Origin of the sequence: Stenotrophomonas sp. (assembly GCF_050737075.1) — a bacterium.
Classification (GTDB): domain Bacteria; phylum Pseudomonadota; class Gammaproteobacteria; order Xanthomonadales; family Xanthomonadaceae; genus Stenotrophomonas.
The window spans coordinates 1-12,422 of record NZ_JBOHXV010000052.1 but is presented as its reverse complement, the minus strand read 5'-3'; the positions used below and the strand labels follow the sequence as shown (position 1 = coordinate 12,422).

Sequence of the window (12,422 nt, the reverse complement as noted above, 5' to 3'; positions counted from 1 at the left end):
GTACCGCGCCAGCCACGCAGGGCGTGGCTCTACGGTAGGGACACGCCATGCGTGTCCGCGCGGTCTCACAACTTGCTCAAATCCCGCACCGCGCCCTTGTCCGCACTCGTCGCCAGCAACGCATAGGCCTTCAACGCGCCGGTGACCTTGCGCGGACGCACCTCGCGCGGCGTCCATCCCAACGCATCCTGCTCGGCACGCCGCGCCGCCAGCGTGGCGTCATCCAGCAGCAGGTCGATCCGCCGCGCCGGAATGTCGATGCGAATGCGGTCGCCATCGCGCACCAGCCCGATCGTGCCGCCCGCCGCGGCTTCCGGCGAGGCGTGGCCGATCGACAACCCCGACGTACCGCCGGAAAAGCGCCCGTCGGTGAGCAGCGCACATTGCTTGCCCAGCCCCTTCGATTTCAGGTAGCTGGTCGGGTACAGCATTTCCTGCATGCCCGGCCCGCCGCGCGGACCCTCATAGCGGATCACGACCACGTCGCCGGCCACCACCTGGTCGGCGAGGATGCCCTGCACGGCGGCGTCCTGGCTTTCAAACACCTTCGCATTGCCTTCGAACACATGGATGGATTCATCGACGCCCGCGGTCTTCACCACGCAGCCGTCCTCGGCGAGGTTGCCGCGCAGCACCGCCAGCCCGCCCTCGGCCGAATACGCATGGGCGACATCGCGGATACAGCCCTCGGCGCGGTCCAGGTCCAGCGTCGGCCAGCGTGTGGACTGGCTGAAGGCCACCTGGGTGGGAATGCCGGCCGGCCCCGCACTGAAGAATTCATGCACGCCCGCGTCGCCGGTCACCGCGACGTCCCAGCGTGCGATCGCATCGGCCAGCGTGCGGCTGTGCACGGTTGGCACGTCGGTATGCAGCAGGCCGCCGCGCGCCAGCGAGCCGAGAATGGCGAACACGCCACCGGCACGGTGCACGTCTTCCATGTGGTACTTCGGTGTGTTCGGCGCCACCTTGCACAACTGCGGCACGCGCCGCGACAGCGCGTCGATGGCATGCAGGTCGAAGTCCACCTCCGCTTCCTGCGCCGCGGCCAGCAGATGCAGGATGGTGTTGGTCGAGCCGCCCATGGCGATGTCCAGCGTCATCGCGTTCTCGAACGCGGCCACGCTGGCGATGCCGCGCGGCAGGGCAGTGGCATCTTCGCCGCCATACCAGCGGTGGCACAGTTCCACGATCAGGCGGCCGGCGCGGCGGAACAGCTGCTCGCGGTCGGCATGCGTGGCCAGGGTCGAGCCGTTGCCAGGCAGCGACAGGCCCAGTGCCTCGGTCAGGCAGTTCATCGAGTTGGCGGTGAACATGCCCGAGCACGAACCACAGGTGGGGCAGGCACTGCGCTCGTACTCGGCGACCTTCTCGTCGCTGGCGTTTTCATCGGCGGCGATCACCATCGCATCCACCAGGTCCAGCTTGTGCTCGGACAGCCGGGTCTTGCCGGCCTCCATCGGCCCGCCGGACACGAACACCACCGGGATGTTCAGGCGCAGCGCGGCCATCAACATGCCGGGGGTGATCTTGTCGCAGTTGGAGATGCACACCAGCGCGTCGGCGCAGTGCGCATTGACCATGTACTCCACCGAGTCCGCGATGATTTCCCGGCTCGGCAGCGAATACAGCATGCCGTCGTGGCCCATCGCGATGCCGTCGTCCACGGCAATGGTGTTGAACTCCTTGGCCACGCCGCCGACCTGCTCGATCTCGCGCGCCACCAGCTGGCCAAGGTCCTTCAGGTGCACATGGCCGGGCACGAACTGCGTGAACGAGTTGGCGATGGCGATGATCGGCTTGTGGAAGTCCGCATCGGTCATGCCGGTGGCGCGCCACAGGGCGCGTGCGCCGGCCATGTTGCGGCCGGCGGTGGAGGTGCGGGAGCGGTATTCAGGCATGGGGCTGGCAGGATCTGGCGGGCGGTGGGAGGCGCGTTGCCACTCGATTCTGCCCAAAAATTCCGGTTGCGTTTGCAACGATCCGGAGGGCGCATCCTGAAACGCCGTTCATCTTTTCCACTTTGCCGGTTTTGGTTGTTGGCGGCGATCAGGCATGATTGAGGGGATAACCGTACACAGGGGGCATGCCGCCATGAAACGTTCCAGGACCACCGCACTGCTGCTGATGAGCGCTGCGCCGCTGCTGTTCACCGCCTGCCAGAAGAACGAGGCGGTACAGGTGCAGGAAGGGCTGTACACCTCGGTGCAGGCCTGTACGGAAGCCACCGGCGACCCGTCCAGCTGCCGCACCGCCTTCGCCGAAGCGCAGAAGCAGTCCGCCGACGCGGCGCCGAAGTACGCCTCGCGTGCCGAATGCGAAGCCGAATACAACGCCGAGCAGTGCGTGGAGCAGAAGACCTCGACCGGCCATTCGTTCATCGGCCCGATGATGATGGGCTTCTTCATGTCGCAGATGCTCAGCAACCGTGGCGCCGGCCTGGCGCAGGCCCCGGCCGCCAGCCCGGCCTACCAGGACAAGGCCAAGGGCTGGGCACGCCCGGCACCGGGCGGCAGCGGCGGCCTGAACACCGCCAGCGGCATCGGCGCGGGCAAGGCAGGCCTGGCCCCGGTCACCAGCACCCCGAACCGCGCTGTGACCGCCAGCCGTGGCGGCTTCGGCAACACCAGCAGCAGCCGCAGCAGCTACGGCGGTTGATGCAATGAAGCGTGTGCGCATCGACGAGCGCAGCCAGTGGCGCGCTCGGGCGGCCGAGTCCGGTTTCCGCTTCCACACCATCGACGGCCTGCCGTACTGGGATGAAACCGCGTATTACGCCTTCACCCTGCGCCAGATCGAGCAGGACATCGAAGATCCCAGCGCCGAGCTGCATGCGATGTCGATGGACCTGGTCGACGAGGTGGTGGGCAGCGAACAGCTGATGGACCAGCTGGCGATTCCCGCCGCGTTCCGCGACTGGATCGCCGACAGCTGGCGCCGGCGCGAGCCGCACCTGTACGGCCGGCTGGACTTCGCCTATGACGGCACGGGTCCGGCCAAGCTCTACGAGCTCAATTACGACACGCCCACCTCGCTGTTCGAGGCGTCGTTCTTCCAGTGGCAATGGCTGGAAGACCAGCGCAACCAGAACCGCCTGCCGGCGCATGCCGATCAGTTCAACGCCATCCACGAAGCGCTGGTGGAGCGCTTCGCGCAGCTGTCGGCGCAGTTGCCGCCGCCGCTGTACTTCAGCGCGGTGGGCAGTTCGGAAGAAGACCAGGGCACTGTGGCCTACCTGCGCGACTGCGCCGCCCAGGCCGGGCTGCGCGGCGAGGCGATCGCCATCGAAGACATCGGCCTCTCCGAGGACGGCCGCTTCACCGCGCTCGACGACACGGTGATTGGCAGCCTGTTCAAGCTGTACCCGCTGGAAGACCTGATGACCGAATCGTTCGGCCAGGCACTGCCCGGCTCGGGCGTGCAACTGCTGGAACCGGCCTGGAAGGCCATCCTCAGCAACAAGGGCGTGCTGCCGCTGCTGTGGCAGCGCCACCGCGGCCATCCCAACCTGTTGGCGGCCGAGTTCGACGACGGCAGCGCGCTGCCGGCCGGCTGGGTACGCAAGCCGCTGTTCTCGCGCGAAGGCGCCAACGTGGCCATGCATCTGGCCGATGGCAGCTGGCAGGAAAGCGAAGGCCCCTACACCGGCCCGGCGATCCGCCAGGCCGCGCACCCGCTCACGGCGTTCGACGGCGGTTACCCGCTGATCGGCAGCTGGGTGGTGGGCGACCACGCCTGCGGCATGGGCATCCGCGAAGACAACAGCCGGATCACCCGCGACAGCGCACGCTTCGTGCCGCACGCGATCGTCGACGAAGCGCCTACGCGCATTTACGTCTGACTCGCTACCGGCATCACGACCCATGATCGTGATCTGCCGTATCAAAGGTTCCAGTCGGTGTCGCAAGGAATGGCGAACTCACTTTGTAAGGTCGCTCGTCAACGAACCGAAGGAGCTGGCCAGCGACGGGTATACCGTTGGTGGCTACTTATTTGAAGCAACCCGCCGCGCTTAACGGCGAGGTCGCGCTCAAAAAGTGCGCCTCGAAGCGCATTGGCAGTCATATCCAACACTATCTCTCGAGATGGCTGCAGGGCTCGACATGCGCGTCATGACACTGCTCCGAGTGGTGCGCAGATACACCGACTCAACCTGGTACCAAAAGCACTGCATAAGCGGCTCGATTCTTCATGCCAGTCGAAAACGTCTGCTACGTCCGGCTTTCGTCTGAGTGGAAAATCGTAACTGCAGTTTGAAGCCGAACGTCAGCGCTTGGACCGGCAACAGGGCGTGAATTGAGGTCGCTGGCGTCAATTCCGGGTGGGTAGAAGAAATATTCTCTTTCCACGATAAGTCGAGAAAATGATACTGCGGGCGCTTGATCATAAAAGTCGATTAGACGAACCGTCATCCTCGATGCAACATCGAGATCACTCTCAGTCCATCCATCAGTATGCGTTGGTCACGACGATCAATGAGATTCGCATATTAAGAATCACGTATCGACAAAGAATCACAAATGCAGTCAAGTTTTGCACGCATTAACCATGCTTGGCTGCCTTTTCCACCCATCTGCGCGGCTGATCAGTCAGTGCGCAGTGCTCCGCCGACAGCCCGGCCCGTGGCCGACGTTGATCGAAACTCTGTAGTCAACCAAGGATAGTTAATATGAACCGAGTACTGAATTTGCAGCGACTGGCCCTCGATAACGCCATCAGCCTGCTGGGCAACAGCTCTGGCAGCTCGGCGCACAGCTGCTGCGGCAGCCAAGAGCAAGAAATGTAAAAGACCCTGATACATGACGTGTCGCTGTTGACTTCCTAGGTGTCACGGCGGCACTTCTTGCGTAAAAGTCGCGTCGATATCGCGCCAAAACAAGCGGAAAACACTTCATGCCGCGACCCTGTGCATGAGTAGGATGTGGAGCGAATAGTGTGCAGAGGACCGCTGGGTTAGAAATCTGTCCGTTTCACTGCCGGCTGCAATTTGCCTTAAGAGCGTTCGCGGGCCGCATACCCATAAGGAAGGTACGTGATATCAACTAGTAAACCAACTCTGCGAGAGCTTCGGCATGTCGACAAAATCAACTATATAGGCGTCGACGAGCGCTTCTACGAGCCGAACTACGATCACTACAAGCCGAGTGAAGAGTTTTCCTCCATTGTTAATCCGCTGCTCCTAGCGCACGGCCACGGCTGGGGGATCTTGCGGAGCGGAGTTTGGTCCCATGTCATGCCGATAGGAGATTCGGCGGCGTCCCCGCTTCCTGTCCAGGGCTGGAAAATTCACCTGTCGGCAATTGAGGAGAACTGCAGAGATATCCTCAAGATAGTTGCTGGGATACTCCTTCAGCGGGATGTGCAGTTTAAGTTCGCCAACGACTGTCGCACCATGAGGATGATGACCTCCAAACGTTGGCCCCGAGGCGGCTCCGGCAAGTTCATCACGGTCTATCCGCGCACGGAAGACGAGTTCATAGGGATCATCGAGCTGCTGTACCAGACAGTTGGATCGAACATCGGATCATACATTCTGTCCGACAAGCGCTACAAAGATAGTCGCTGTATCTACTACCGCTACGGCGGAATCAACCAAGTTACTCGCCTCGACTTCATGGGAAGAATGATTCCGATGTTGGTTTCGCCGTCCGGCGATCACGTCCCCGACCGCCGGACGCCATACTTCGAGACACCTGAGTGGGCACACGATCCATTCCCCGGTGAGGAGAAAGAGACCGTGGAGATGGCCTTGAACAACGGTCGCTACTCGATTGAGAGTGCTCTTGGGTTCTCCAACACTGGTGGTGTGTACCTATCCAGCGATGCCGTCACAGGACGAAGAGTCGTTATCAAGGAAGCAAGGCCTCATGTTGAACTCTATGAGAATGGCGGAGACGCCACTACCCGTCTGAAGCGCGAGATGAAAAGCCTGAACATCCTGAGTCCGCTGGGTGTAACGCCGGCAGTTCTCGATTCGTTCTGGGATTGGGAAAACTTCTATTTAGTCGAAGAGCACTTCGATGCCCACGACTTGCGTCAGATCATGCTGCAGTTTTCTCCGCTGATGAAAGTGCGTCCAACCATTGCGGACAGTGAGAACTTCTATGCGATGTATCGGACTATATTCACCAATATATTTAGAGCAGTACATATTGCGCACCAGGCCGGATTGGTGATTGGCGATCTGTCGCCACCAAACATACTTGTTGAGGGAAATACCCTGGAAGTTCGGCTGATTGATATGGAAGCCGCATTCCAGCCGTCGCTGGGTGAGGCCGACGACATTCATACTGCTGGATTCAGGAGCAAGATTAAAAGCAGAGCGAAAGTCAGTTGCTTTGAGGACGACAGGTACGCCATTGCCGCGATCATGATGTACGCCATGTTTCCGATTGTGGCGATGGCCTACGTTCGGGACGATCTCTTCGAGAACGTTCTGCCCGATGTCATTAGGGACATAGGCTGGGAAAAGACACCGATCCTAGAGCTGATCCGCGATCTTGCAGATGGAAAGGTAGATCTGGTTCAGGCCGAGGAACGGCTCCATCAGACCGCTAAGGTTGAGGAACCTTATGGGGCGCGCCAGAAGCCATCCGAACCCGTGGAAGGACTGGTAGCGCGCCTGTCGAGGTTCGTGCAGCGGAACTATCGGCTGGATTCGAAATACACCCTCTTCCCTTGTGACCCGTTTGCGTTATCAACCAATTCGGGGAGTTTGGGGCTCGGCTCATCCGGCGTGATTTATGCGTTGTCTTGCGCAGGATTTGACATTGCCGCTGAGGCGCTCGAGAGGCACTTTTTGGGGATCTCGCGGTTGCAGGAAAAGAACACAGCTCCTGGCGTACTCACGGGCTTGGCGGGAATTGGGTGGGCGCACCTCGCAATGGGACAAAATGATATCGGCCTCAGCTTCATTGACTTGGCCAACGACAGCCCTCACCGGCCGGCGCAGATCTCGTTCTACTACGGGTCGGCCGGTATCGGCATGGCAAATCTCGCGGCCTTTGTTACATCAGGTGGTCAGCGCTACTTGGAAACGGCCTTGGCGCTCGGTGAAGAGTTGGCGTCAACTGCAGCTCGCGATAAGAATGGTCTCTATTGGGAAGACGATGGTGCGATTCGGATAGGGCTCGGTTATGGACAATCTGGAGTCGCGCTGTTCTTCCTTCGCCTTTCACAGGTCACAGGTGACGCTGAATGGCGAGCCCTGGGAAGATCGGCGCTGGCGTACGACCTGTCGCATGGATACGAGCTCGAACCGGGCATCACTACGTTCGCTGCAGCGCCAGCCGGCGTTTCCACCTACGAACCGTACGTGGAGCAAGGGACTGCGGGCATCATCAAGGTCGCCATCAGATACGGAATTTGGGACACGGTGGACTCGCTGGTGATGGATATTCATCGCAAGTACTCCGGATTCCCTGGGCTCATGTATGGTCTTGCCGGATTGATCGACACATTGGTCGACGCCTTCGTGTACTCAGGTGACGCAAAGTACTTGGATATGGCCAAGCGCCCCTATGAGGGTCTTACCGATCTCTATGTATTTCACGACGGAGATGCGGCGGCTATCCCGGGCGAGAATCTGTTTCGGATCTCCTGTGACTACGCGACGGGTATGGCAGGGGCGATTCGAGCCCTGCATCGACTCAGCTCTCCGTGTCCCGACGACTTCTGTTTGGACGTGCTGGATGCATCCTCTCTGAAGTTGATGGCGCAAGCTAGTTCGCAACCGCATTCCATCGAAGAGCCTGCGTGCTGATCAGGGGAGCGAGATGAGCTCATCATGCCGAAGCCCAGCGAGAGAGGCCAGCCACGGCCGCACCGACTGGCGTGACTTTTCGCTTCTACTTGGCCAGAACCGGCGGGAGTACGTTGCGGTGGCGATCGTTGCCGCGGTCATCGGCGCAGCCGAAGGTCTGATACACCCTCTCCTAATCAAAGCGATCCTCGATGAGGCCTCGCTGCGGGGAGACTTTGCACGGCTGATGTACCTGGTTCTGGGCTATCTCGTTCTGGGCTTGTCGCTCAATGCGGGTTCCTACGTAACCTCGCTCTGGCAGCAACGGTTGGACAACCGGATTGTGAGGCGAGTCAGTGAGGACCTACTTCGCATCTTCTACGAGGAGCGCTACGACGATTTTCTACGAAACGGAGTGGGCTATTACGTTTCGCGAATCAGATCCGACGTCAAGGATGGCTTGGTGCCAATGCTTGCTCTCGTTCGTGGCGTCGCGGTCAAAGTGTCCATGTTCGTTGCTCTGGTCGCGGCACTGCTCTGCATCTCGTGGCAGGCATTCGCGGTACTCGCCACGATCATCCCGCTTGCAACGACGGTCAGCTTGCTGGTCGGCAAGCGTATCCGGTGCCTGACATCTACAGAGCGCGAGAAGGAAGCAGACGTAATGGGTATTCTCACCAAGGCCGTTGGAAGCATGAAGATGGTTGGGACTTTCAGGCTGGAAGGTAAGACGCTAAGGTCGTTCGATAGCGGCATGCATGGTCTTTTGGATATGGGGTACCGCCGATACAAGGTTGTTCGTACTCTTCAGGGCGCAAGTGACCTGACCATGGTGATATCAGACGTCTGCTCCATCTTCGTTGGCGCGCTGTTCGTCTTTCAGAAGAAGATGACGTTCGGCTCATTCATTGCGTTCATGAACGCTTTTTGGCGTGCAGCGACCACACTGATTGCCATTTTCAAGCATTGGGCAGAGCTGCAGAGCTACGGTGCTACGGTTCATCGAATCTCTGAGTTTCTCAGATCTCGTGAAATGATTGAGTTCTCTCCTTCCGACAGTGTCCTCGTAGAGAAGCTTTGCTTCAGCTACGGCGAAACCAGCGTTCTGAATGATGTGTCCATTACTATTGCCCCCGGCCGGAGGGTCCTGATCACCGGGGATAACGGGTCTGGCAAAACGACGTTCGCCAACATCCTCGCCAGGCACTTGCAGCCCACAGCGGGCAGGGTCTCACTGCCGGCACGGATAAGTTCTTCTACCTTGCCGCTCACGTTTCCCCCTCTCCCAGTGAAAGAGCTCGGCGCTGACATCCGGTTACTGAAGGCATTCGCCGTAGGGTCCCCATGCATCATGGACGCTTACCCAGATCAGCTATCGGCGGGGCAGCAACAGAAGGTCGCGTTGGCTATGGCGCTTAGTATGGATGCAGACCTTTATGTTCTGGATGAGCCACTTGCGAACTTGGATGCTGGCGCCCAGAAGGTCGCCATGGAGTGGATCATGGCAATCACAAAGGACAGGACTCTGGTGATGATCATGCACGGCGGGCGCCAGTACCGCGATCTCTTCGACGGGACGCATGATCTGAAGTCACCACGTGCCGTAACTGCGCTTGCTGATGAGCTGCCGCCGACACAGGTGCGCTGCAGCGCGCGACCTGGAATGGATGGTAACGGTACAGGTGTACTGCCAGTATGATTGGTTATTACTTGAAAGTCGCGCTACACAATGTCGCAAGGAACAAGGTCGTCACCGGACTGATGATCCTGGCGATCGCGATTGGGATAGGGGCTAGCATGACTACGCTTACCGTCATGCATCTGTTGTCTGGTGACCCTCTTTCTGGAAAGAGTGGTGACATCTATTACCCGCAGGTCGATGTTAATCCAGGATCCAAGGGGCGCGAGCCCTATGACGTTATGGATTACAGGACCGCCTACGACCTTTGGTCCTCCAAGCAGGCCGATAGTCAAACGATGGTCGTTTCGAATCCGGTCAGGGTGCGGTCCGCAATCTCAGGTGCGGCGCCGATGATGATCTCCTCGATCTCAACAACGTCAGACTTCTTTTCGATGTTTGACGTGCCGCTGCAGTACGGGCGCCCGTGGGTGGACGAGGATGACGTGCGCCGTAGCCGAGTCGCGGTCATCTCAGATCGCCTTAACCGGCAACTGTTCGGCGGCGCCAACAGCGTCGGTCAGACCATCAGAGTCAAAGACACGAACCTGCAGATCATGGGTGTCCTCGGGCCATGGCGCCCATCGCCCGTGTTCTACAAGATCCGGGGCGGGCGATTCTCTGGCGGTGAAACGTCCGGATTCTACGGAACGGTGGACGATGTGTTCCTCCCACTGTCAGCCAGCATTGAGATCAACCATGGCGATTTCCAGCCTTTCACTTGCTGGGCCACTCCTGATCGCCCTGGTGTTCTTGAAAGCGCACCTTGCGTGTCGGTCGCGCTATGGGTGAAGCTGGTCGGCACTGGGCGTGTCCAGGCATACGACCGATTTCTTGGTAACTATGCTGCTGAGCAGAAACGCCTTGGACGCATCAAGCACGACGACAATACGCGCTTGAGATCCCTGATGGGGTGGTTGGACTTCAATCAGGTCGTCCCCAGTGAAGTCAAAGTGCAGGCAGCTCTGGCCTTTGCGTTCCTCCTGGTCTGCCTGGCAAACGTAGTCGGTCTGCTGCTCGCAAAATTCATGAGGCACAGCGGAGAGATAGGGCTTCGGCGTGCGTTGGGGGCAAGCAGGATAGCTGTCTTCATTCAGTGCCTGGTCGAGGCCGGCGTCATTGGAGCTGCAGGAGGCGTGTTGGGCTTGGCATTGACGCTGCTTGGTCTGTGGACCATTCGCAGCCAGCCGGTGGCGTACGCCGACCAAGTGCACTTGGACGTCGTCATGTTCGTTGCCACATTCATCCTGTCCTTGGCCGCCAGTCTTCTAGCGGGGGCTATCCCTGCCTACCGAGCTAGTTCCATCCAGCCGATCGCCCAGCTCAAACTGCTTTGAGGGAGAGCGATATGCAAGTCGGAATCGTCGTCGCTGCGTTGCGAAAGCACCGATTGGCCACATTCTTGATCGCCATGGAAATCGCCATGGCGTGTGCCGTGCTGTCCAACGCCATCTTCATGTTCATGGAGAAGCGTCGAGCACTCAATCTCATCAGCGGTGTGCAGGAGTCTTCTCTTGGTGTCGTCCAGATCGTGGGATTCAGCACGGACAACGCCGCTGACATCAACGCTCGGATGGTAGGTGCCATTCAGGCGATCCCGGGCGTGCAGTCTGTGGGCGTCATTAGTGCTGTGCCCTTCGGGGAGCCAGGGGTTCGTGCCGGCGTGAGTACTGATGAGGCCCTCGAGCGCGACGGCGGAGTTCTCGACATCTATCTTGGGGACGCCGTAGCTCTCACTTCGCTGGGCATGACCGTGGTAGCTGGTCGTATGCCAGAGCCAGCCGAGTATGCCCCGATTGGACAGTACGTACCCTCCAATGCAAACGTCCTCATGACTCAGCAATTGGCTCATCGCTACTGGCCTGGAGAAAGCGCAGTTGGCCGCAGCCTCTGGACATTTGGCACCCGCTTCACGGTGGTCGGTGTCGTCGATCACTTTGTGGTCTCTCAGCCGGGGGGCGGAGAGGCGTTGGGCAATGACTGGTCGCTCATCGTTCCAGCTGTCGCCGGGCCGCAGCTCGTCGGCAGGTACGTTGTGCGAGCCAGGCCGGAAGACCTTCCTCGCATCTTTGGACAGGTCGGAACGGCGGTGTCAACCGCTGCCTCTGAGGTAGTTTTCGATCATTCCGCCAGTCGCCCGCTCTCTGAACTCAGGTCTGACTACTTCCGCAGCGCCAAGGTGATGATGGGGCTGCTTGCCGCAGTGATCATCGCGCTTCTTGGTGCTACTGCACTGGGGATCGTGGGCTTGGCAAGCTACTGGGTAGAGCAACGTAGAAGGCAGATCGGTATCCGACGTGCTTTGGGCGCAACCCGATCCGACATTCTGCGCTACTTCCAGATTGAGAACTTCCTTATCGTGAGCATAGGCATCACGGTCGGCCTGATCCTGTCCTGCGCGATGAATCTTGGTTTGATGAGATTCTACGAGTTGCCGAAGCTTCCGCTAGCTTACTTGCCGATCAGTGCCATCGTGTTGTGGTTGTTGGGCCAGGCTGCAGTTCTGGTTCCGGCGCTGAAAGCCTCAGCCATTACCCCCGTTCAAGCAATCAGGTCGCTGTGACCAAACCAATTTTCGCCCGGTGGCGGGTTCCTGAAGTCGACGAGGTGGAACATGCTCAAGATGCACGGACTTAGCAAGGTGTTTCAAATTGAACAGGTGCAGACGCATGCACTCAGGAGACTGGACCTGCATGTACGGGAGGGTGAGTTTGTGGCGGTCACCGGTCCGTCCGGCTCTGGAAAATCGACGTTTCTCAACATCGCTGGTCTTCTTGAGGATTCCACATCGGGCTCGTACGTACTGGACGGACGGGATGTATCTCGAATGGGCGATCGCGAACGCAGCCGGATCAGGAGCGAGAAGATTGGCTTTATTTTTCAGGGCTTTAACCTGATCCCTGATCATAAGCTCTACGACAATGTGGATGTGACTTTGAGGTAACGCTGTCTTAGCTCGAGAGACCGAAAATAAAGTATCACCCGCGTATTGGACCAGGTTGGCCT

At 59.4% G+C, this 12,422-nt stretch carries 8 protein-coding genes and 1 pseudogene; 8 read left to right on the top strand and 1 reads right to left on the bottom strand.

Translation table 11 applies throughout. The features are described from left to right. Nucleotides 1-65 precede the first annotated feature (65 nt). Entirely contained in the window at nt 66-1,898 is a 1,833-nt protein-coding gene (ilvD, locus tag ACREPD_RS13340) for a dihydroxy-acid dehydratase (RefSeq protein WP_431599763.1), read from the bottom strand. A gap of 193 nt (nt 1,899-2,091) precedes the next feature. Here ilvD and ACREPD_RS13335 point away from each other — a divergent pair, with 193 nt between their 5' ends. The 8 genes and pseudogenes from ACREPD_RS13335 to ACREPD_RS13300 form a co-directional block, all read left to right on the top strand. Then, entirely contained in the window at nt 2,092-2,655 is a 564-nt protein-coding gene (locus ACREPD_RS13335; protein WP_431599762.1) for a DUF1190 domain-containing protein, read from the top strand. Nucleotides 2,656-2,659: 4 nt separating this feature from the next. Beyond that, the gene (locus ACREPD_RS13330) at nt 2,660-3,838 is read left to right on the top strand and encodes a glutathionylspermidine synthase family protein (protein ID WP_431599761.1); all 1,179 of its coding nucleotides are present in this window, start codon (nt 2,660-2,662) and stop codon (nt 3,836-3,838) included. Between the two features lie 828 nt (nt 3,839-4,666). Next, a complete protein-coding gene (locus ACREPD_RS13325; RefSeq protein WP_421567815.1) occupies nt 4,667-4,783 on the top strand; it encodes a class III lanthipeptide in 117 nt (38 codons plus the stop codon). Between the two features lie 246 nt (nt 4,784-5,029). Further along, the gene (lanKC, locus tag ACREPD_RS13320) at nt 5,030-7,759 is read left to right on the top strand and encodes a class III lanthionine synthetase LanKC (protein WP_431599760.1); all 2,730 of its coding nucleotides are present in this window, start codon (nt 5,030-5,032) and stop codon (nt 7,757-7,759) included. Nucleotides 7,760-7,877: 118 nt separating this feature from the next. Continuing rightward, nucleotides 7,878-9,437 carry an ABC transporter transmembrane domain-containing protein gene (locus tag ACREPD_RS13315; RefSeq protein ID WP_431599759.1) on the top strand — a complete coding sequence of 520 codons (1,560 nt, stop codon included), beginning with the start codon at nt 7,878-7,880 and terminating at the stop codon, nt 9,435-9,437. Then, a complete protein-coding gene (locus ACREPD_RS13310) occupies nt 9,434-10,753 on the top strand; it encodes an ABC transporter permease (protein ID WP_431599758.1) in 1,320 nt (439 codons plus the stop codon). The genes ACREPD_RS13315 and ACREPD_RS13310 overlap by 4 nt, the downstream gene beginning before the upstream one ends. An 11-nt stretch (nt 10,754-10,764) precedes the next feature. Further along, on the top strand, nt 10,765-11,979 hold the full coding sequence (locus tag ACREPD_RS13305; protein ID WP_431599757.1) for an ABC transporter permease: 1,215 nt from the start codon (nt 10,765-10,767) through the stop codon (nt 11,977-11,979). Nucleotides 11,980-12,030: 51 nt separating this feature from the next. Further along, a pseudogene (locus ACREPD_RS13300) lies at nt 12,031-12,357 on the top strand (ATP-binding cassette domain-containing protein); the annotation flags it as partial. Nucleotides 12,358-12,422: the final 65 nt, after the last annotated feature.